Origin of the sequence: Paraburkholderia strydomiana (assembly GCF_031456815.1) — a bacterium.
GTDB lineage: Bacteria > Pseudomonadota > Gammaproteobacteria > Burkholderiales > Burkholderiaceae > Paraburkholderia > Paraburkholderia caledonica.
This window is the reverse complement of record NZ_JAVDVL010000003.1, coordinates 158,749-180,597: the sequence shown is the minus strand read 5'-3', so window position 1 is coordinate 180,597 and position 21,849 is coordinate 158,749. Positions and strand designations below refer to the sequence as shown.

The window sequence follows — 21,849 nt, the reverse complement described above, 5'->3', positions numbered from 1 at the left end:
CTACCCGTTGCAGTAACACACCTGATTGAATGGGAGATGTTCGATGGACAGTTTCGAAGATGCGTTCAGGGCCCTGATTGGTAGTGAGGGCGGTTACTCCTTCAATCCGCATGACCCTGGCGGTGAAACGATGTGGGGAGTCACGGCGCGCGTGGCACGCAGCGCGGGCTATGCGGGCGCCATGAAGGACCTGCCGCTCGATACCGCCAGACAGATTGCCAAACAGAAGTACTGGGACCCGCTGCATCTCGACGAGCTCGACCCGCGCGTTGCCTTCCAGATCTTCGATGCCAATTACAACGGCGGGCTGGTGGTGTTGTGGATGCAAAAAGCTTCCGGCGCGAAAGAAGACGGCAAGTTCGGCCCGGACACACTCGATGCAGTCAAAAGCGCGGACCCGTTGAAGTTTGTCATGCGCTTCGCCGCTTATCGCTTGCGTTACCTGCGCAACCTGCATGCATGGCCCAATTTCAGCCGTGGATGGACCGAACGAATGGCCGCTAATCTTCTCCTGGGAGCAGCATGATGGACTGGTCTAAAGTAGCGTCGAACATCGGCAGCAGCGCACCGCTTCTCGCGGGCCTCGTGGGCGGTCCAATCGGTGTGGGCGTGACCGCCGCCGCCGCGATCATTTCGCATGCGCTCGGCACGCCGAGCGACCCCGGCGTCGTGGAACTCGCGTTGAGCGATCCCAGCGCACTAGAGAAGGTCCGGCAAGCCGAGAACGCAAACTCGTTGCAGCTCCAACAGTTGATGGTTACTGCCGCCCAGGCGAGCCTCGCGCATGAAAGCGATATGGCGCGTATTCAGGCTGCCGATCGGGCCGACGCGCGCGCAATGGGAGTCAGCACCAAGGACTGGGTACCCAAAGTCCTTGCGATGGCGGTCACCGCCGGCTTCTTCGGCATTCTGCTGCTGATGGCCTTTCAGCCGCTGCCGGGCACGAACAAGGATCTCGTCAACGTCGTCGTCGGGGCTTTGGGTACGGCGTGGATCAGCATCATCGGCTACTACTTCGGAACATCGGTGGGATCGATGCGAAAGACCGAACTGCTCGCCAAGCCCAGCGTGCCGATCACCGCGGACAGCGCGCTTACGCTGCGCGAGCCGGCAACGGCTTCAGCGGCGCGGCCTCAAGCGGCGCCGGCTCCGTTGCACAGCGAGGCATTCCAGCAATTCACACCGGGTGGACAGGGCCCGATTTACTCGGGCAGCTGACGCTGCGCGTAATGCTCTTCGATGCCTCGTGCGAGTTGCGTGACGAGCCGCGTCATGGCCACTTGGGTCCGCCATGCAACATGCGGCGTCACGATCAGATCGGTGCGCGCGCGGGACAGCAGCGGATGATCGGCCGCGGGCGGTTCCTGCTCGAGGACGTCGAGCGCGGCATTCGCGATCAGCTTGCGGTCGAGCGCCTCGATCAGCGCCCCCTCGTCGACAATACCGCCGCGTGCGGCGTTCACGAGTGACGCGCTGCGCTTCATTCGCTCAAATTCGGCGAGACCGAACAGATGCCGCGTTTCGTCGGTAAGCGGGCAATGCAGGCTGATCGTATCGGCCTCACGCAGCACCTCGTCGAATGCCACATAGCCGTCGCGCACGCACCTCGCGCGCTTGCGCTCCGCGAACAGTACCCGCATGCCGAACGCACCGGCCAGTTCGGCGAGACGCTTTCCACCGTGACCCGCACCGACGATACCGAGCGTCGATCCGTGCAGATCCTGGATCGGATGCAGTTCGGCGTAGAACGTGGGTGATCCGCTCCATCCGCCAGCATAAACATCGTGCCAGTAAGGCATCAGGTTGCGGCGGAGCGCCAGCATCAACGCGAACGCGTGCTCGGGCACGGAAATCGTCGAATAGCCCGGACACGCGACGATGCCGATGCCCCGTTTGCGACATGTTTCGGTATCCAGATGATTGACGCCTGCGGCCGGCACGCCGATCAGTTCCAGATGCGGCAACTGATCAAGCACACCGCCCGACAGTGGAACCTTGTTGGTCACGACGATATGCGCATCGCGGCAACGCTCCACCACATGTTCCGGCGTCGTAGACGGATATTCGATCCAGCGATGCGGAAACGGAAAATCCGGTAGATCGGCCGACAGCGTCGCGCGGTCGAGAAAGACGATGGTTTTCAACAAGCTGCTCCACTTCATTAACGTTCGGACGAGCTCGTGGACACGGTGTCGAGCATGCGCTTCTTTCCCGTCTGCACGTGGTTCTCGAAAGCCTCCGCAGCCGCGTCGGCTTGACCCGCGAGCAGCGCCTCGAAAAGTTCGCGGTGTTCTTTCGAGGAGCGCTGCATCTGCGTGAATGAATACACGCCCTTGTGAATGTAGAGCGTCAGCTCGTCTTCGACGGCCTGATTGATCGTGATCAGCCGCGGATTCTTGGTCGCCGCCATTAACTGACGGTGGAACTCGGTGTTCAGGGTCTGATACTGACGGCTATCGCGCTCGGCCACGGCCGCGTCCATCTGGTCGAGGAGGAGCCCGAGCAGATGCTCCTCGTCGGTCGTCAGGCGCAGCGCGGCGAGGCGTCCCGCCGTGCGTGCGAGTCCGGCGCGGATTTCATAGAGGTCCATTGCCTCTTCTAGCGACAGCCGCCGCACTTCCGCGCCCCGGTTCGGCACAATGCGAACGAGCCCCGCCTGTTCGAGCGAGCGAAGCGCCTCACGCGCCGAATTACGGCCGACGCCGATCTGATTGGCGAGCGCCTGCTCATTCACGCGTTCACCGGGGCGCAACTCCCCCCGCTGGATCATGGCGCGCACCTGATCGCGGATGTCGTCGAGTTTCGACGCAATCACCTCCGGTGCGCGGGCGTTCACCTTGCTGTTCTGTGCACCATTGAGCGCGCTTTTCATGACGATTGCCTTATCTGTGCCATTTTTTGCTACCTATTTTACGTACAGAAAACCTACTGATACCCATGGAACCAGCACTATCACGACGAGGGCCGCCGCCAATGCCCCCAGATACGGCCAAACGCGGCGCATCGCGGCGGACGGGTCGACCTTGCTGACCGCGCACGCCGCATAAAAGCCAAGGCCGAGCGGCGGGGCGAACAGGCCCAATCCCATCGCGAACACCACGACCATTGCATAGTGCACGTCCGAGATGCCCATCGCGCGCGCGATCGGGAACAGTAGCGGCCCGAATAATACGATCGCCGGGATCCCTTCAAGGAAGCTGCCGAGCATCACGAACGTAATCGCGGAGATCGCCAGGAAGCCGAGCTTGCCCCCCGGCGCAGCCATCATCATAGAGGCGAGTTGCGCGGAGAAGCCTGACTGCGTGAGCGCCCATCCCATCGCGGTCGCACACCCGATGATGATCAGAATCGCGCCGGACAGCGACGCCGCTTCCACCAGAATAGGATAGAGCCGGCTCCAGTCGAAGCGGCGATAGAGTAGCAAACCCACCGCGCAGGTGTAAGCCACGCCGATTGTCGCCACCTCCGTCGCCGTCGCGATGCCTTCCACCACGGCCGCCCGAATCACGAAGGGCAGCGCGAGCGCGGGCAGCGAGATCAGGAATGCGCGGCCGACCTCGCCCCAGGAGGCCCGTTGCACGCCTTGCAGGCTTTCCTTGCGGCTCTTGAACCAGACCACTGCCGCGAGCGCTATCGCGCCGACCACGGCGGGCATGAAGCCGCCTGTGAACAGCGCCGCGATCGAAACTCCCGTCACCGAACCGATCGTTATCAGCACGAGGCTGGGCGGAATGGTTTCCGACATGGCAGCCGCCGAACTGAGCATGGCGACCAGGTCGCCTTCGTTTGCGCCGCGCTTTTTCATTTCCGGGAACAGGCCGGGCGCGAGCGCGGCCATGTCCGCCACCTTCGAGCCGGAGATGCCGGACACGAGGTACATAGCGCCGATTAGCACGTAGGCGAGGCCGCCACGCCTGTGTCCGATCAGCGAGGCGAGGAAGCGGATCATCGCTTCGGCAAGTCCCATCGCTTCCATTAGTGCGCCCAGCAGGATGAACAACGGGACGGCGAGCAGGATCAGGCTGGACATTCCCTGATTCATCGTGCTCACAACAATGGTCAACGGTGCGCCAGTGACGGTTGCGAGATAAGCGAACGTACACACGCCGAATGCGACCATGATCGGCACACCGAGACAGATGATCGTGATCACGCCGACGGCGAAAAACAGGACCAGACTCAGCGCGGTCAGTGGCGCGAGCGCTTGCCGTGCGATGTAAAGCGCAATGGCAACACCGGCCACGAGCGCGAAAGCCTTCAGGCAATCGCGAAGCGACGAGCGCTCGAGCAACCGCGTAATGGCGAGCACGAGCATCAGCGCAGCCGCCACGGGAATCGCGGCCGCGGGAATGGTATTGGGCAGCTCGAGCGCCGGCGTGCTGATGATCCATTCGTTCATCGCCCAGTCGGTTGCCGGCCGAACCAGCAGCAGCACGAAAGTCATCACGATGAAATTTCCGACCGTCTCCGCAAACGCACGATTTTGCGGGGACATTCTGTCGACAAACATCGTCAGTCGCATATGTTCGCCGCGGCGCAGCGCCACCACTGCGCCCAGCATCGACAGCCAGATGAACAGGATCGACGCAAGTTCGTCACCCCAGATCAACGGATCCTGCAACACGTAGCGGCAGAAAACGTTGGTGAGGAGCAGCACCACTTCGGCCACCAGCAGCAACGCAGCGGGCACTTCGGTGATCCACTTGATGGCCGTATCGAGTGTGCTGCCGACACGCACGACCTTCGATGCCGCATGTCGTTCCTTCGGCGCGCCCATGTCGTGGGCGAACACCTGCTCGGGATGAACTCGGGAAGTCATGACTCGTTCTCCAGAAACTCTTCGGTGGTCCGCGCTCATGCGAGCTTCTGCGTGTACTTCTCGAGCAACGCCCAGGCTTCATCGCCGTATTTCTTGCGCCACTGGTCATAGAAGCCGGCCTTTTGCAGCGAGGCGCGGAACGGCTGGATGTCGGGCTTGTTGAACGCCATACCGTGCGATCGCAACGTTTCGACGAGCGATGTGCTCAGTGCGGCGACGTCCGCCCGTTCAGCCACCGCGGCCGCATTCAGGTGTTTTGCCACAATGGTCTGCAAGTCCGGTGGCAGGTTGCCCCACGAACGCGCGTTGGCAAGGAACCAGAAGCCGTCCCAGATATGGCCGGTCAACGAGCAGTACTTCTGGACTTCATAGAAGCGGCCGGTTTCGATCAGCGCGAGCGGGTTTTCTTCCGCGTCGACCACCTTGGTTTGCAATGCCGAATAGGCTTCGCTGAAGTTGATGCTGGTCGGCGACGCGTCGAGCGCCTTGAACATCGAGGTCCAAAGAGGGCTGACCGGCACACGGATCTTCAGGCCCTTGAGGTCGGTCGGACTCAGCACCGGCTTGACCGAGCTCGTGAGATGGCGAAAGCCGTTGTCCCACGGTTTTTCCATCGCGATGAGCCCCACCTTCGAAACCGCCCTGCGGATGTAGCTGCCGAGGTCGCCGTCCATCGCCGCCCACACCTGGTTGTAGTCCTTGAACGCGAAGCCGATGCCGTTGATCGCGGAGACCGGCACCAGCGTCGACAGCACCACGCCACCTTGAGTGAGAAAGTCGATGGCCCCCGAACGGACCTGCGACAGCATATCGGTATCCGTTCCCATCTGACCGTTCGGGAAAATCTGCAAGTCGACGCGGCCGCCGGTTTCTTTCCTGATGGCGTCCGCCGCTTCTTTTGCGCGGACATTGAGCGGATGGGACAGCGCCAGGTTGTTCGCGTACTTCAGCTTGAACTGCGCGGTCTGGGCGCACGCCAGCGATGGAAAGAAACCGGTCCCGGTTGTCGCCACCGCGACTGCTCCAAGGGTTTGCAGAAAGGTACGACGGGAATACGAACTCATTTTGTCTCGCTCCATAGGAAAGGGAGGGCTGCATGACGCGTTCGGCGGCGCCGCGGCGTTCTTTTTAGCGATCCGTCGGTTTCGCAAGTGCATGCGACGGATCGTATTTAGCTGACACACACTCTAAAAGTGTTGACACTTAGCTGTCAAGGTGTTGATATAAGAAAAAGAGTGCATGCACTGAAACACCGGGAAAGCACCTGGAAGATGGGTGGTCCGTGATACTTATCAGGAGGAGGCAATGGAACTAGAAGGGCACTACCGCGAGCACGGCATGCTGATCGCCGGTCGCTGGCAGTCTGCGACGGCTGACAACGGGCAGGTCTCGATCAATCCGGCGACCGAAGAGCGGCTGGGCTATATGCCGCTGGCCACGCAGGCGCAGGTCACAGAGGCCATCGATGCCGCGACCGAGGCTTCAGCCGCAATGCGCAAGCTCACACCGTGGGAGCGCACAGCACTGCTGCGCCGAGCCGCAACGCTCATCCGCGAACGCGCGCCGCAGCTCGCACGAATCGTGGCACTGGAAACCGGCAAACCGATCGCCCAGGCCACTGGGGAAGCTAACGCGTCAGCTGAGTCGATCGACTGGTTCGCCGACGAAGCACGGCGCGTGTTCGGCATGTCATACGAAAGCCGCGTCAAGGGCGGACGGTATCTGGTGCATTACGAGCCGCTCGGTGTGGTCGCCGCCTTTACGCCGTGGAATTTCCCGTTGCTGCTGCTGGCCCGCAAAATGGGACCGGCGCTCGCCGCGGGCAATGCGATCGTGATCCGGCCGTCAAACGAAGCGGCCGGTGCGACGATGGGACTGGTGCGCTGCTTCGTCGACGCCGGGTTTCCCGAGGGCGCGGTCAATCTGGTGATCGGCAAAGCCGACGCAATTACGCCGACGGTCATGGCCGATCCACGCGTGGCGAAGATCAGCTTCACCGGCTCGGTGCCCATCGGTCGTCAGATCGTCGAGATGTCCGCGAAAACGCTCAAAAAGGTCACGATGGAACTCGGCGGCCATGCGCCCGTGATCGTGCATCGCGACGCAGACATTGATGCTTTCGCGCATCTCGCATCGCTGGGCAAGTTCCGCAATGCGGGCCAGGTTTGCGCGTCGCCGACGCGGTTCTATATTCACGAATCGATTTTCGACAAGACTGTGAAGGCGCTGGTCGAGCGCTCGACGGCGCTACGCGTCGGCGACCCGCTGCAGCAGAACACCGACCTCGGTCCGCTGACCACGTCGAAGCGCCGCGAGGCGATCGAACGCCTCGTCGACGAAGCCGTGAGTGAAGGCGCCAGCGTGCTATGCGGTGGCCGCCGTCCATCGCAATTCGGCCGTGGCTGGTTCTACGAGCCGACGCTCATTTCTAACCCCGCCCCGCACATTGGCCTGATGAACGACGAGCCGTTCGGCCCGGTCGGCACTCTCAACCGGTTCACGACGATGGACGAAGTCATCACCGAGGCGAACCGGCTGCCATTCGCGCTTGCAGCCTATGTCTTTACGCGCTCGATGCGCAACACGCTGGAAACAACCGAGCGCTTGCAGGCCGGCGTCGTCGGTGTGAATACGTTCGTGGCGTCGACGGCGGAGACGCCATTCGGCGGCAGTAAGGACAGCGGGTTTGGACGTGAAGGTGGTCCGAACGCGATCCGCGACTACCTGGACACCAAATTCATCAACCTCGAACTGGCTAACGACGAGCCGCTCGACGCAACCGCCTGAATGGAATCCATCATGCAAACCATCAAGAACCACGCAAAAGCACAATTGGCCGCAGGTGAATTGGCACTCGGCATGGGGCTGCGCCAGGCTCGCACGGTCGACATCGCGCAGATCGCGCAAACGGCCGGCTTCGACTGGCTGTTCATCGATATGGAACACAACTCCATGGACATCGACACCGCCGCGCAGATCTGCGCGGCGGCCCTGGTGGGCGGTGTGACGCCGATCATCCGCGTGCCGGGCCATGAGCCGTTCCACGCCACACGACTGCTCGATACCGGCGCTATGGGCATCGTGGTGCCGCACGTCAGTACGCCCGAACAGGCCATGCAGATCGCCAATATGTGCCGCTTCCCGCCGGCGGGCGGTCGGTCGATCCCGGGCATGCTGCCGCAGGTCGGATTCGAGGCTCTCCCGATCGCCGATGTGGTTCGGGCGATCAACGACGAGGTGCTCGTGGTGGCAATGATAGAAACCCGCGAAGGCCTCGAGAACGCCGACGCGATCGCGGCGGTGCCGGGCATCGACGTGCTGCTGGTCGGCACGACCGACCTTGCGGCGGATCTGGGTATCACTGGACAACTTGGCCATACGCGTGTGGCGGCCGCCATCGACGCCGTGTGCGCCGCATGCCACCGGCACGGCAAGGTACCGGGCGTGGGCGGCGTGTACGACGAAGCGCTGATGACCGCCTACGTGCAGAAAGGCGCGCGTTTCATTCTCAGCGGCTCGGATCTCGCGTTTCTGATGACGGGGGCGAAGTCGCGTTCGCAAATGTTGCGTGCCATTCCGCTCGGGCAGGCAGAAGAAGTCCTGGCGCAACGCAAGGTGTCCTGACCGGACAAGGAGGAGACACAGTGAATCCCGAATACGCAAGCAATCTCGTCAACCGGCGCGACCTTAAACCGTATCTGAACGCCGATCAATTCGAATTCCGCGATTCAGTGAATCGTGTGCTGACGCGCCATGCGTCGCCGGAGTATGTCCGCCAGTGCGACGAAGAGAAGCGCTTCCCCGAGGAACTCGTGAAGGTGGCCGCGGAACAGGGCTGGTTCGGCATCACGCTGCCCGAGGAGTACGGCGGCGTCGGTGGCTATCTTGACATGGCCGCTTATCTCGAGATCGTCGCATATCACACCATTGCGCTTGCGCGCTTCTGGAATGCGAACGTGAACATGGTGGGCGGCGCGCTGGCTCGTTTCGCGCCGGACAATATCAAGGGCGAGGTGTTGCCGAAGCTCGCTGAAGGTCGCGCCTTTCTCGCCTTCGCCCTGAGCGAAAACGGCTCCGGCTCAGATGCTGCCTCGCTGACGACGCGCGGCGTGGCTGACGGAAACGACTTCATATTGGACGGCACCAAGATGTGGATTTCCGGCGCGATGCAGGCCGACTATATCTTGACCGCTGTGCGCACCAATCCAGAAGCGAAGAAGCACGACGGGATCAGCCTCTTTCTGGTACCTAAAGAATCAAGAGGCCTGACGATCAATCCGATCGACCTGCTCGGCGGCCACGCCATCCGCACCTGCGAAGTGGTGTACGACGGCGTCCGTGTTCCCGCAGAAATGATTGTGGGCGGCTTGCACGTGGGCTGGAAGAAACTCACCACGGTGCTGTCGAAGGAGCGCATCGCTTTGTCGGCGATGTGTGTGGGCGGCGCTCAGGCGGCGATCGATCTTGCACGCTGGTATGCGAACGATCGCAAGCAGTTTGGGCAGTCGATCATCGATTTCCAGGCGGTGTCGCACATGCTCGCCGACATGCAGACTCGCGTCGATGCTGCTCGCATGATGGCGTTTCGCGCGGCCAAACTGCTCGACGAAGGCGAAACGTGCGACGTCGAGTCGTCACAGGCGAAGTACCTGGCATCGGATACATACGTGCAGGTCGCCACTGACGGCATCCAGATCATGGGCGCCAATGGCTACTCCGCTGAATACGCGATGCAGCGCCATTACCGCGAAGCCAAGATGTTCCAGATCTTCGGTGGCACCAATCAAATCCAGCGCAACATCGTGGCGCGCGCGCTTAAATCGTAAGCGGAGACAGACGTGACGGCAGTTCAGACATTGGAAAAACTCGGCTTTGGCGTCGACTACGCGCAAGCCGACGTAGTCGTGGTTGGCGGTGGTGGCGCGGCTTCGCGTGCAGCGGTGTCGGCGGCACAGGCTGGTGCGAAGGTCCTCGTGCTGGCAAAGGCGCCGGTCGGGCAGGGCGGTAGCACCGTGCACGGCGCAAGCGAAATCATGAGCATGGGAGCGGCTGGCTATGGCAGCGCCGACGACAGCGCCACGGTGCATTACGAAGACACGATGCGTCCGGCGGGCGGCTTCATCGACCGCGAGCTGGTGCGCGTGCTGGCGGAGGACGCACCGAAGCGCATTGCCGACCTGATCAAGCTCGGTGTGCCGTTCGACCGGGTCAACGAGGGCTATAAACTCATCCGCAGCGACTTCGGCACGTATGCGCGTGCGCTGGGCGTGAAGGGGAAAACTGGCAAGGCCTTCGTGAGCGCGCTCGCGGACGAAGCGAGGAAGCTCGGAGTCGAGACGCGTCAGCCAGCGGCACTCATCGACCTTTTGCGTGATACAAGTGGGCGCGCAAGCGGCGTGGTCGCGATGGACCTTGCATCGCGGCGGCTGCTGGTGGTTTCCGCGAGCGCCGTTGTGCTTGGCACCGGCGGCGCGCACGGTCTGTTCTCGCAGCAGGTCTCGACAGCGGAAATGACCGGTGACGGCCAGGCCATCTGCTTCCGCCATGGCGCCGAACTTGTAAACATGGAGTTTCACCAGTTTGGGCCGGCAATGGTGCACCCTTACGTGCAACTCTTCAGCAAGTCCTGCTTCATTCTGCATCCGAGGATGCTCAATCGCGATGGACACGAATTCCTGGCAGACTACCTGCCGGCAGGCGTGACGCCTGAAGCCGCGATGGACGAGAAAGTGTTCCCGTTCACGATCTCGAATGAATCGCGCTACATCGATATCGCGATCGCAACGGAAATCGCTCAGGGCAGAGGTACGGAACGCGGTGCGGTGCACTTCTCGTTCGCCGATATTCCGGACGAGCGCTTGGCGGCCACTATTCCGAACACCCTGCGCTGGATGCGCGCGAAGGGACTCGACCCGAAGCGCGATCTGCTCGACGTCGGGATTGCGTTCCAATGCCTGAACGGTGGCGTGCGGATGACGAACACCGACGCGATGTCGACCATCGACGGGCTGTTCGTAGTAGGGGAGCTCGCTGGTGGCGTGCGAGGCCCGGATCGCCCGGGCGGCAACTCGCTTGCCGAAGGTCAGGTTTTCGGACATCGCGCAGGCGTCGGCGCGGCCGCGTTTGCGCGCGACAGTGGTGCGCCGGGGAAGCCCGACCTAGCGCCGCTCGCAACGCGCCTCGGAACAGCGCTAAAACCGAACGCCTCGTTCGACGCTCAACGTATCGCCGCCGATCTGCGCGCGGCGATGCAAGCGCATTGCCTCGTCGAGAAGACGGAGAGTGGTCTGAACATCGCGTTAGCCGCCGTTCGCGAGGCGCGCGCGCAGTTCGCGGCGGGTGGCGCTGCCTCGCCGCCGCAAGCGATTGATGCGTTGACGATCGACAACATGGCGACCACTGCCGAAGTCATCTTGCAGGCGTGTATCGAGCGGCGCGAGTCGCGCAGCAGCCACTACCGCACCGACTTTCCCGAGCGCGACGATGCCGGTTTCGGCCATGCGTTGACCATCACGCGTGGTGAGGCCGACCCGTTCCGTCTCGCCTTCGACGTGTTCGATTACCCGCGGGCCGAATTTACGGACGCATCGCATTTGCAGGCGGCACATCATGGATAAGAAACAAGTCGGCCCGTTGTCGGGCTACCGTATTCTCGATCTCACCGTCATGACCGCTGGTCCGGTCGGCACTGTGCTGCTTGCTGACCTCGGCGCGGACGTGGTGAAAGTCGAGGAGCCAATGGCGGGTGACCTCTCGCGCAAACTGGGCAATCAATTCGTCCAGGGCGAAAGCGTGCAGTTCCTCTCGCAAAACCGCAACAAGCGCAGCATCCGCCTCGATCTGAAGTCGCCGAAAGGCCGTGATGCGTTTTTGCGCATGGCGGAGCAGGCGGATGTTGTCGTGGAGAACTTTCGGCCGGGCACGGTGGATCGGCTGGGCATCGGCTACGCGGCCGTCAAGGCGCGCAATCCTAAGATCGTCTACGCCAGCGTGTCGGCGTTCGGACAAAGCGGTCCCTACGCCGCATGGCCCGCGAACGATCCGATCGTGCAGGCAGTGGCCGGTCTCATGGACATGACGGGCGAAGCTGGCGGCAATCCAGTCCGGCTCGGTGCGCCGTTGCCGGACTTCGGCGCGGCGGCGCTGCTCGCGTTCGGGATCTCGGCCGCGTTGCTCCATCGCGAACGGCATGGCGAAGGCCAGCGCATTGATACGTCGCTGCTCTCAGCTGCGCTGTTCAGCACCATTCCGCGCGACGGCGAGACGCTGAGAAGCGGCAAAGCGCCGGAGCGTCTCGGCAGCGGTCATCCAACGATGGTGCCGTACCGAAATTATCAAGGCTCCGATGGCCGTTATTTCTTTGCAGCCTGCTTCACCGAGAAATTCTGGCAGAACCTTTGCCGCGCGCTTGGCCGCGAAGAATTGCTGAGCGATGAACGCTTTATCGGCAACACCGCGCGAACTGCGAATCGGCATGCACTCGACGTGATCCTCGAGGAGCAATTTCTGCTGCATACCGCGGAATATTGGGTAGCGCATCTTAGCGCCGCGGACGTGCCATGCGCGATCGTGCAGGACTATCACACCGCGCTGACGCAGGACCCGCAGATCTCGCACAACCATGCGGTTGTCGAGATCGAGCATCCGGTCGCGGGGAGGGTAACGAACATCGCGAGTCCGGTGAATTTTCACGGCAGCCCCGTCGCCTACCGCCGTCCGCCGCCTACGCTCGGACAACATACAGCTGAAGTACTTGCCGAATACGGCTTCGGCGAGGACGAGATCGCAGCACTGGAAGGTCGTGAATTAGCCGCTGCCGGAGCGAAGTCATGAAATCGTACACAGCGGATTATGTGATCGTCGGCGCGGGGACGGCAGGCTGCGTGCTCGCAAACCGTCTGACCGAAGATCCAGCCATCAAGGTGATTCTGGTCGAGGCCGGCGAGCGCGATCGTCACCCGTTCATCCACGTGCCGGCAGGCTTCGTGCGATTGCTCGATCATCCCACTGTGACATGGCGCTATCGCACTGAGGCCGACGCCGGGACGAGTGGCCGTGCCATCCTGTTTCCACGCGGACGCGGGCTCGGCGGCTCCAGTGCCATCAACGGCCTGCTGTATGTGCGCCCGTTTGCGGAGGATATCGATAGCTGGGAGCGGTCGGGTGCGAATGGCTGGAACTTCAAAAACTGTCTGCCGTTTTACAGCCGCTCGGAAACGTGGACCGAGGGCAGCAGCCCGCAACGAGGCACGCACGGTCCGATTCAGGTCAGCCGCGTGAAGAACCCGCCGGAGATTTGCGGTGCGGTCGTCGAGGCCGCCCAGCGGACGGGTCTCGATTTCGTCGATGATCCGAACAGCGACACGCGCGGTCCGTCGATCTGGTACTACCAGCAAACGCGCGACGGACGTCGCCGGTCGAGCGCAGCGCGCGGTTATCTACGGCCGGCAATGGCGCGCCCGAACCTTACGGTAGTGACCGGCCTCCAGGTGTCTACGCTCGAGATGAACGGCACGCATGTGAGCGGCATCAATGGGACGACGGGCGCGGGCATTCCGGTGCAGATCCGCGCGACCCGCGAGGTGATTCTGAGCGCGGGTGTGGTCGGCACGCCGAGGCTGCTCGAAATGAGTGGCATCGGCGACAAGGCTGTGCTGGACAATGCAGGCGTTAAAACCCGGATCGCGTTGCCTGGCGTGGGCAACAATTTGCAGGACCACTATGTCGTTCGGCTCGGCTATAGAGTGCGCGGTGCCGGTACCGCGAACGAGCGCGCGCACGGACTTGCGCTCGCGCGCGAGATGATGCGCTACGTCGTGTCAGGGACCGGCGTATTGACCTATAGTGCGGCGCTCGTCGGCGGCTTTGCGCAGACGCGCCTCGCCACCCGTCCGGACGTGCAGTTCGTGATCGCGCCCGGCAGCTTTGCCGAGGGACGGATCGGCGTGCTCGAGTCGGAGCCCGGTGTCTCGTGCGGCGTCTGGCAGATGCGCCCGGAGAGCCGTGGACATGTGCACATCACCAGCAGCGAGATCACGGCAGCGCCGACCATTGCACCGTCATACCTGAGCAGTGAACTCGACCGCAACACGATGGTGGAAGGACTCAAGATTGGCCGGCGGATCTTCGCTCAACCCGAGGTCGCCCGTTATATCGTCGATGAAACCGTACCAGGCCGTCAGGCCGACACCGATGAAGCGCTATTGCAATACGTGCGTGACAATGGCTCGACTGTGTACCACGCGGTTGGCACGTGTCGGATGGGCGAGGACGAAATGAGCGTTGTTGATTCTGAAATGCGGGTGCGCGGAACGACAGGCCTGCGCGTCGTCGACGGCTCGGTGATGCCGTCGATAACCTCGACCAACACTAATGCGACGGTGCTCATGCTGGCTGAGCGCGCGGCAGACATGATCCGTTCGCCAATGGCGGCGCACGCGTCGTCGACGTATTCGAAGGAGACGGCATGAAAATCCTGGTGCCAGTCAAGAGAGTGGTCGATTACAACGTGAAGGTCCGAGTCAAGTCGGACGGCACGGGCGTCGACATTGCGAACGTAAAGATGTCGATGAATCCGTTCGACGAAATCGCGGTTGAAGAGGCGGTGCGTCTGAAAGAAGCCGGTGTGGCGACCGAGGTGATCGCGGTGTCGGCCGGTGTCACGCAATCGCAGGAAACGCTGCGCACCGCGCTCGCCATCGGCGCAGACCGCGCGATCCTGATCGAGTCGGCGGAAGAACTGCAGCCGCTGGCGGTCGCCAAGCTGCTGAAGGCGCTCGTCGACAAGGAGCAGCCGCAACTGGTGATTCTCGGCAAGCAGGCTATCGACGACGATTCGAACCAGACCGGTCAGATGCTTGCCGCACTGGCTAACCTGCCGCAGGCAACGTTCGCGTCGAAAGTGGTCGTGGCTGACGGCAAGGCTACCGTGTCGCGCGAAGTGGACGGCGGTGCCGAAACGCTGTCGCTCACGCTGCCCGCAGTGGTCACTACCGACCTGCGCCTGAACGAGCCGCGCTATGTGACGCTGCCGAACATCATGAAGGCGAAGAAAAAGCCGCTCGAAACGATCAAGCCTGAAGACCTCGGTGTGGATGTCACGCCGCGTCTGAAAACGCTGAAGGTTGTCGAGCCGCCGAAACGCTCCGCCGGTGTGAAGGTGCCGGATGTGAAGACGCTGGTCGAGAAGCTGAAGACCGAAGCCAAGGTGCTGTGAGCAGCGCACGGAGACGAATGAAATGACGAATCTGGTGAATCTTGTAATAGCAGAACACGACAACACGTCGATCAAGGGCGCAACGCTGAATACGATCGCAGCGGCGCAGAAAGTCGGCGGCAATATTCATGTGCTGGTCGCAGGTCAGAATGCGCAGGCTGCAGCGGATGCGGCGGCGAAGATCGCCGGTGTTTCCAAAGTGTTGCTGGCCGACGCGCCGCAACTCGCCGAAGGGCTCGCGGAAAACGTCGAAGCAACGGTGCTGAACATTGCGAAGGACTACTCGCACATCTTCGCGCCGGCCACCGCCTACGGCAAGAACATCGCACCGCGTATTGCAGCGAAGCTCGACGTCGCGCAGATCAGCGATATCACCGCGGTCGATTCCCCGGACACGTTCGAGCGCCCGATCTATGCGGGCAACGCTATCGCGACGGTGCAGTCGGCCGATCCGATCAAGGTCATTACCGTACGCACGACGGGTTTCGACGCGGTTGCAGCCGAAGGCGGCAATGCGACGGTGGAGAAGATCGAAGCAGCCGCGGACGCGGGCATCTCGCAGTTCGTCAGCCGTGAAGTGACGAAGCTGGATCGTCCGGAACTGACGTCGGCGAAGATCATTGTTTCGGGGGGGCGAGGCCTGGGCAACGGCGAGAACTACACCAAAGTTCTCGAGCCGCTGGCCGACAAGCTGAATGCGGCGCTGGGTGCATCGCGTGCAGCAGTGGACGCGGGCTTTGTGCCGAACGACTATCAGGTCGGCCAGACTGGCAAGATCGTCGCGCCGCAACTTTATGTAGCGGTCGGCATCTCGGGCGCGATCCAGCATCTGGCGGGTATGAAGGACAGCAAGGTGATCGTCGCGATCAACAAGGACCCGGAAGCGCCGATTTTCAGTGTTGCCGATTATGGCCTTGTTGGCGATCTGTTTACGGTGGTGCCGGAACTTCGCGATGCACTGAAGTAGCTAAGCCCTCACCGCTTACACGACTAAGGTTGCGGCTAAGTGGGTTCATGACCCACTTGAGGTTGTACGCATATCCAACCGGGGTAGTTCTCCAGTGTGTATTTACTTTCGGCGGATCGCGGCGACATAAAATTGTTGTGAAGCTGGCGCTCGGGATGTGTCAAAAACTCCCCTCGCGATTTCGGCCGGTCGCCCCTTCTTTTCGTCTCCCGAAGCGTCCTTTAACCACGGCAGAAAATTGAAGCTCGCCAATGGCCCCAGCCCATGCCGTTAGCCACCGCGTGGCGAGATCCCTCTCAACGTCTGACCCGGCAGGCATGAGACGGTCGGTCGCGAGACGCAAGCGGTTCATCGCGTACTGCTTACGCGTGCGCTCCCGGCATCGGCTCGAGGCGTGTGTCTGCATCGCTGGTGTATGAGGGCCGTCACCAGCCAGCAATGATATGGCTGCATCCGTGCCGACCATCCGCATGCAGCGCACGGCACATGGCTATTTATTCCGTGTCGTGAAATCGGATGAAGGTCGAACTAATATCTGTTTATCGACACCGTTTGCGCGAATGTCGATACATCGGTCCGGCCATAGGGAGGTAGAACGTGCCTTTGACGCGGTGGGCGCTTTGGGCAGGTCGGAGGTGATCGTCAACTTCCTCCCAATCACCGGCCGGGTAAGAAACCTCAAGAGAGAACCGGTCTGCCAATGTTGAGTTCGCGGACGTCACACATTGGACGTGTTTTCGCTAATTCGAGTTCCCGTTCGCTTTCAGAATTCCGGCAGATCAGGCAGGATATGTCTGCGAAGCTGCAAAGCGTGACATCGATCCGAACAAAACGACGACTTTGGAGCGATCACATGCCACTGGCCAGAAGCGGAAGCCCGGGGCGCGCAATCGGCATAGCCGGGATTGCGGCCATTCCTGTGTCGGGGTGCACAAACGCACCGTCCATTGGCGTGCTCGGTGCGTACTTTCCGGACTGGCTGTTCTGTATCGCCGCGGGTGTTGTGCTCACGATCGTCATCTTTCTCGTTCTCAAGCGTCTACAAATCGACCATCTGCTGGGACCTTCAGCAGTCGTGTATCCCACTCTCGTCACTTTCATCGCACTCGCTGTTTGGCTGATGTTGTTTCAACATTGAATCTCCTTCAGGTGGATACAATGGCAACGAATGCCGGCAAGACAAAGAAGCAGGCATGGCCGGCCATCATGCTGGTCGTGGTGACGTTGTTACTGCTGATTTTTGTCATACGTCAGTTGGACCGCGAACCACGCACCGACGACGCCTATGTCTACGCGGATACGATCGACGTCGTGCCCCAGGTGAATGGGCGCATCGTCGAGCTGGCGGTGCGCGACAACCAGGCAGTGAAGCAGGGCGATCTACTGTTTCGCATCGATCCGCGTCCGTATCAGGATGCGCTGGCACGGGGCAAGGCATCCCTCGTCGCGCTCGACCGTCAGATCGAGCTGACCCAGCGCACGGTCAATGCGCAGCAGTACAACGCGCAGTCGGTGCGCGCGGCTGTCGAGCGTGCACGAGCCGCCGCAACCCAGGCGTCTGACACGCTGCGACGTATGGAGCCGCTGCTGTCACATGGTTACGTATCCGCGGAGGAGGTCGACCGCGCACGCGCCGCTCAACGCGCAACGCAGGCCGAACTCAGCGCCGCGCAACTGCAGGCGCAGCAGGCGGCAGCGGCTGTGAGCGGCGTCGACGCGCTGGTCGCGCAACGTGCCGCTGTCATAGCGGAAATCGCGATCACCGACTTGAACCTCGAATTTGCGACGGTGCGAGCACCGTTCGACGGACGCATCGTGTCGTTGAAGAGTTCGACGGGGCAGTTCGCGTCGGTGCTCAAACCCGTCTTCACGCTGATCGACACGCGCCACTGGTACGTGGTTGCGAACTTTCGCGAGACGGAACTCAAGGACATCCGTACGGGCACACCCGCAACGGTCTACCTGATGAGCGATACGGGCCAGCGCTTCCAGGGGACCGTCGATTCGATCAGTTACGGCGTCGCGCCCGATGAAGGCGGCTTGGCCTTGCCGGGCGGGTTGCCGCGAATTCAACGTACGCTTAACTGGGTGCACGTGGCGCAGCGTTTCCCGGTGAAGATCCGCGTCGACAAGCCGAACCCCGAACTGTTTCGCGTCGGGACATCGGCGGTGGCTGTGCTGCACCCCCGGCGCGGCGACGACGGCGAAGCCCGTTGAGGAGCGTCCATGGCCGCCGCCGACTATCTGCCCGCCATGCCCGTATTGCTGCGCAATACCGGCGATTTCCTGAAGCGCGAGCTTGCTCCATTTCCCGGGCGGCTCAACGTGATGTTGCGCTGCGTGCTGACGAGCGCGATCGTGATCGTCGCGTCGATGACGCTTCAAGTACCCGAACTCGCACTTTCGCTGCTGGTGGTGTTTTACGTCACGCAGTCGAACGTGGTGCTCACGCGGCTGGTTGGCCTGATGTTCATGGTCGGATCGACACTCGCGATCGGTCTGTCAATCCTGCTGCTGAAGTTCACCTTCGACTACCCGTTGCTGCGCATCGTCATCGCGAGCCTGCTGTTTTTTTGCAGCGTGTACCTGCTTCGCGTACTCAGGATCGGCGTCGTGTTCTTCATCGTCGCGATCGTTGTGATCTACGTGCAGAGCTTCGTGGACCGGACCGATCAGGCTGAGCTCCTGATCCGGGCGGTGTTATGGGTGTGGGTCGCCGTCAACTATCCGATCGCGCTGACGCTCGTGGTCAACACGCTGCTGCTGCCTGCCGAGCCTCGACTGCAACTCAAGTCGGAAATCCATCGGCAACTGACGGCGCTGCAAACGCGCCTCACGCAACTGATCGACGGCACGACGCATACTCCGCCGATCACGCTGGCGGCCGTCCAGCGAGACGCGGTGACGCTGCAAAAGCTGCTGCGATTCACGACGATGCGCGATGCCCACTATCGCGAGCATCAGGCGTTGCAACTGGCGTGCATCGCGACCGTATCGCGCCTTTATCGCGGCGCGAGTGAACTGCCGCCTGACTGGCAGGGAGCGACAGCCGGGCAACTGGCTGCGTTGCGCGAGCTGCGCGTCAACTGCCGCGCGCTCGACGAGGCGGTAATGTCAGGCGAGTCGTATCGTTACGTGAGCACGGCAACACCTGACGAACGGGCTGCCGCCGACGCGATTCCCGCCGCAGGCGAGTTGCAACGGGCGCTGCGCGCATTCGCCGATCGGGTTGCAAGCGATGCCGAACCCGGCAAGCCGCTCGCGAGCGAGCCCATGGTCGCGCCGGACGCATGGACCAATCCAGCGTACATGCGCTTTTCGCTGAAGACCCTGCTTGCGGTGCTGGTCTGCTACGTGTTCTACAACGCCGTGGACTGGCAGGGCATTCACACGATCATGCTGACCTGTCTGATCGTCGCGCTGCCGAGCCTCGGCGCATCGACTCAGCGTGCGTTGCTGCGGCTGGCCGGAGCCGCCGTCGGCAGTGCGCTGGCGCTTTTCATGGTCGTGTTCGTCGTTCCGCATCTGGAGGATATCGTCGGTTTGCTGCTGATGGCGCTGCCCGTTGCCGCGTTAGCGGCGTGGATCTCGGCAGGTTCGGAGCGCATCAGCTACGCCGGCGTTCAACTGATGTTCACCTTCTCGCTCGCGTTGCTCGATCAGTTCAGCCCAACCACGAACCTCACTGATATCCGCGACCGGATGGTCGGCATTCTGCTGGGTGTCGGCGTGGCGACCTTCGTGCAAATGTCGTTCTGGCGCGAGGGCGAGGGCGACGTGCTGCGGCAGAAACTCGCCACGATGCTGCGTGCCATTGCCGCGCAATTGCATGTTCCCCAGGCCGGCGCCGACCAACAGGATCCGTTGAGCGATGCGCAGCGGCAGTTGCAGGCGTGGGCCGTGCTGGCCGATGTCGAAGCGACGCTGTCGCGCGTCGCGCTCGAGCCCGCCTGGCAGGAAGGGGAGCAGGGCGAGCTTACGCTGCGCGCGCAAACTGTTCTCGCGCAGGGCCGCGAGATCATGCTCGCTGGCGATGCGTTGCGCAGCACGCTCGCGGCGCACGCGGGGTCGTCAAGCCCGAACACTGTCGACGCAGTGCGCGCGGCCCAGAAACAGGTCTGCGTCGAACTTAACCGGTATGCGGATGAGCTTGCGGCCAACCCACCCGATGCGCAGGCGCCGCGGCGCATTGAAATCGCTGCGCCAGCCATCGAACCGGCGGACAAGCCGCTCTGCGATGCTGCACAAGACTTGTCGCGGCAGGTCGCGGGTCTGCCAGACTGGCGCGTCGAGGCAGCCGCCGCGCCGCCGCCATCACAGGCCATACGCACATGAATACGCACATGAATACGCGAACGGGTTTGCGTGGTTGGCGATGGCGTCGATGCTTCTTATGCGTCGCGTGGTTGTCGTCGGTGCTGCCGGGTTGCGCACTGATTCATCATAACGGCACGCCCTATGCCGAGATCGCGCCCGAGCAGATCAATCTTGCTGATGACATCCACCTCGCGCGCGATGGCTGGCCCTCCGCCCGCTGGTGGACGCGCTATCACGATGTGCAGCTTGACGCGCTGATCGAGCAGGCGCTGAGCGACGCGCCGACCATGGTGATTGCGCGCACACGCGTCGCGCAGGCCAGGTCGGATGTCGAGCTTGTCAGGACGGGATCGAGCCTTCAGATGGTCGCGCTGGCGTCGCTGGATCGCGAACATGTATCGGCGAACGGCTTTCTCGGCCCATTTGCGATGAACGTACCGGCGCTGGGGCTGACAGGCCCCTGGTACACCGAGGGCATCGTCGGAGTGGGCGCAAGTCTGGACGTCGACATCTGGGGCAAGCAGCGCGCGCAGATCGCGGCGTCGGTCGGCGTGAGCAATGCGCGGCTGGCCGAGACGTCCGCTGTCGAACTCGAAATCTCGACCGACGTCGCGCAGCTTTACTACGGCATCCAGACGACTTATCAACTCATTGATCTGCTGAACGAGTTGCACGAGGTAACGGTGTTCACAGTGCAGGCGCACGAAGCACGCGCGGCGCGCGGCCTCGAAGCCAGGACCCGGCTCGAAGAAGCCCGCGCGCAGCAACTGGGCATCGAACGGCAGATCGTCTCGGCGCAAGCGCAGATCAGGCAGTTGCGCGAATCATTGCGCGCGCTGATCGGCGCGGGCCCCGATGGCCTGCCCGTCATCAATCCCGTTGCGTTGCCGCGCTCGCAGGCGGCCCTGCCGGCGACGCTCTCTTATGAACTGCTAGCCCGGCGGCCCGATTTGCAGGCCATGCGCTGGTACGTCGAGGCATCGTTCCACCGGATCGACGCGGCCAGGGCGGCATTCTATCCAAGCTTCGACATCAAGGCTTTCTTCGGCTTCAACGCGTTGCACCTTGCCGACCTGTTCACGCATGCGAGCCAGCAGATCAACCTGATTCCGGGCCTGACTCTGCCGATCTTCGATGGCGGCCGGCTCAACGCGAATCTGAGCGGTGCACGCGAGGGCAGCAACCTGTTGATCGAGCAGTACAACCAGGCTGTTCTGAACGCGGTGCGGGATGTCGCGCAGGCGGGCAGCCGTCTGCAGGCCCTCGATGCGGAGGCGCAGTTGCAGAAGCAGCGGATCGAATTCGTTGCGTTCGCGCGAGACAGCGTCGAAGCTCACTATCAGCGAGGGTTGGCGAGCCGAGTGGCGGCGCTCGAGGCACGTCAGCCGGTGATCGCGGAACAGGTCGCGCTGCTCACGCTCAACGGTCAGATGCTCGGTGAGGAGATCGCACTGACGAAGGCGCTCGGCGGCGGCTATCGCGCCGATCCACCTGTCGAACTCACGCCGCGTTGAACGGGGCGTGAGCAGG

The 21,849-nt window shown here is 62.4% G+C and carries 18 protein-coding genes; 14 read left to right on the top strand and 4 right to left on the bottom strand.

Going from position 1 to position 21,849, the window contains the following annotated elements:
* The first annotated feature begins 43 nt into the window (after positions 1 to 43).
* A complete protein-coding gene (locus J2W46_RS10330) occupies positions 44 to 526 on the top strand; it encodes a glycoside hydrolase family 108 protein (RefSeq protein WP_088173446.1) in 483 nt (160 codons plus the stop codon).
* Positions 526 to 1,218, top strand: a complete 693-nt coding sequence (locus tag J2W46_RS10325; RefSeq protein WP_310354135.1) for a hypothetical protein — start codon at positions 526 to 528, stop codon at positions 1,216 to 1,218. The genes J2W46_RS10330 and J2W46_RS10325 overlap by 1 nt, the downstream gene beginning before the upstream one ends.
* On the opposite strand, the gene J2W46_RS10320 is transcribed toward J2W46_RS10325, so the two are convergent.
* The 4 genes from J2W46_RS10320 to J2W46_RS10305 form a co-directional block, all read right to left on the bottom strand.
* Complete coding sequence (locus tag J2W46_RS10320; protein WP_310353391.1) at positions 1,203 to 2,144, bottom strand: D-2-hydroxyacid dehydrogenase; 942 nt, start codon at positions 2,142 to 2,144, stop codon at positions 1,203 to 1,205. The genes J2W46_RS10325 and J2W46_RS10320 overlap by 16 nt on opposite strands.
* 17 nt (positions 2,145 to 2,161) lie before the next feature.
* Positions 2,162 to 2,872, bottom strand: a complete 711-nt coding sequence (locus J2W46_RS10315) for a GntR family transcriptional regulator (RefSeq protein WP_020068402.1) — start codon at positions 2,870 to 2,872, stop codon at positions 2,162 to 2,164.
* Positions 2,873 to 2,905: 33 nt separating this feature from the next.
* Positions 2,906 to 4,777: a TRAP transporter large permease gene (locus J2W46_RS10310; protein WP_374726826.1), complete on the bottom strand. Its 1,872-nt coding sequence runs from the start codon at positions 4,775 to 4,777 to the stop codon at positions 2,906 to 2,908.
* A gap of 77 nt (positions 4,778 to 4,854) precedes the next feature.
* Complete coding sequence (locus J2W46_RS10305) at positions 4,855 to 5,883, bottom strand: TRAP transporter substrate-binding protein (protein ID WP_310353386.1); 1,029 nt, start codon at positions 5,881 to 5,883, stop codon at positions 4,855 to 4,857.
* Positions 5,884 to 6,124: 241 nt separating this feature from the next.
* Here J2W46_RS10305 and J2W46_RS10300 point away from each other — a divergent pair, with 241 nt between their 5' ends.
* The 12 genes from J2W46_RS10300 to J2W46_RS10245 all read left to right on the top strand — a co-directional run bounded on the left by J2W46_RS10300 (position 6,125) and on the right by J2W46_RS10245 (position 21,833).
* Positions 6,125 to 7,606 carry an NAD-dependent succinate-semialdehyde dehydrogenase gene (locus tag J2W46_RS10300; RefSeq protein ID WP_310353383.1) on the top strand — a complete coding sequence of 494 codons (1,482 nt, stop codon included), beginning with the start codon at positions 6,125 to 6,127 and terminating at the stop codon, positions 7,604 to 7,606.
* Between the two features lie 12 nt (positions 7,607 to 7,618).
* The gene (locus tag J2W46_RS10295) at positions 7,619 to 8,443 is read left to right on the top strand and encodes an HpcH/HpaI aldolase family protein (protein WP_310353379.1); all 825 of its coding nucleotides are present in this window, start codon (positions 7,619 to 7,621) and stop codon (positions 8,441 to 8,443) included.
* Positions 8,444 to 8,463: 20 nt separating this feature from the next.
* Positions 8,464 to 9,645, top strand: coding sequence for an acyl-CoA dehydrogenase family protein (locus J2W46_RS10290; protein WP_020068407.1), 1,182 nt, complete (start codon positions 8,464 to 8,466; stop codon positions 9,643 to 9,645).
* A gap of 12 nt (positions 9,646 to 9,657) precedes the next feature.
* The gene (locus J2W46_RS10285; RefSeq protein ID WP_310353375.1) at positions 9,658 to 11,436 is read left to right on the top strand and encodes an FAD-binding protein; all 1,779 of its coding nucleotides are present in this window, start codon (positions 9,658 to 9,660) and stop codon (positions 11,434 to 11,436) included.
* Positions 11,429 to 12,652 (top strand): CaiB/BaiF CoA transferase family protein, encoded by a 1,224-nt coding sequence (locus J2W46_RS10280; RefSeq protein ID WP_310353373.1) that lies wholly within the window; start codon positions 11,429 to 11,431, stop codon positions 12,650 to 12,652. The genes J2W46_RS10285 and J2W46_RS10280 overlap by 8 nt, the downstream gene beginning before the upstream one ends.
* Entirely contained in the window at positions 12,649 to 14,289 is a 1,641-nt protein-coding gene (locus J2W46_RS10275) for a GMC family oxidoreductase (RefSeq protein WP_310353372.1), read from the top strand. Before J2W46_RS10280 ends, J2W46_RS10275 begins: the two co-directional genes overlap by 4 nt.
* Complete coding sequence (locus J2W46_RS10270; RefSeq protein ID WP_310353370.1) at positions 14,286 to 15,035, top strand: electron transfer flavoprotein subunit beta/FixA family protein; 750 nt, start codon at positions 14,286 to 14,288, stop codon at positions 15,033 to 15,035. The genes J2W46_RS10275 and J2W46_RS10270 overlap by 4 nt, the downstream gene beginning before the upstream one ends.
* A gap of 31 nt (positions 15,036 to 15,066) precedes the next feature.
* Positions 15,067 to 16,002 (top strand): electron transfer flavoprotein subunit alpha/FixB family protein, encoded by a 936-nt coding sequence (locus J2W46_RS10265; protein WP_310354133.1) that lies wholly within the window; start codon positions 15,067 to 15,069, stop codon positions 16,000 to 16,002.
* 853 nt (positions 16,003 to 16,855) lie between these two features.
* A complete protein-coding gene (locus J2W46_RS10260) occupies positions 16,856 to 17,140 on the top strand; it encodes a YtcA family lipoprotein (protein ID WP_310353367.1) in 285 nt (94 codons plus the stop codon).
* 20 nt (positions 17,141 to 17,160) lie between these two features.
* Positions 17,161 to 18,219 carry a multidrug transporter subunit MdtN gene (gene mdtN / locus J2W46_RS10255; RefSeq protein WP_310353365.1) on the top strand — a complete coding sequence of 353 codons (1,059 nt, stop codon included), beginning with the start codon at positions 17,161 to 17,163 and terminating at the stop codon, positions 18,217 to 18,219.
* A gap of 9 nt (positions 18,220 to 18,228) precedes the next feature.
* Positions 18,229 to 20,337 (top strand): FUSC family protein, encoded by a 2,109-nt coding sequence (locus J2W46_RS10250; RefSeq protein WP_310353362.1) that lies wholly within the window; start codon positions 18,229 to 18,231, stop codon positions 20,335 to 20,337.
* A gap of 8 nt (positions 20,338 to 20,345) precedes the next feature.
* Positions 20,346 to 21,833: an MdtP family multidrug efflux transporter outer membrane subunit gene (locus J2W46_RS10245; protein ID WP_310353360.1), complete on the top strand. Its 1,488-nt coding sequence runs from the start codon at positions 20,346 to 20,348 to the stop codon at positions 21,831 to 21,833.
* Positions 21,834 to 21,849 lie beyond the last annotated feature (16 nt).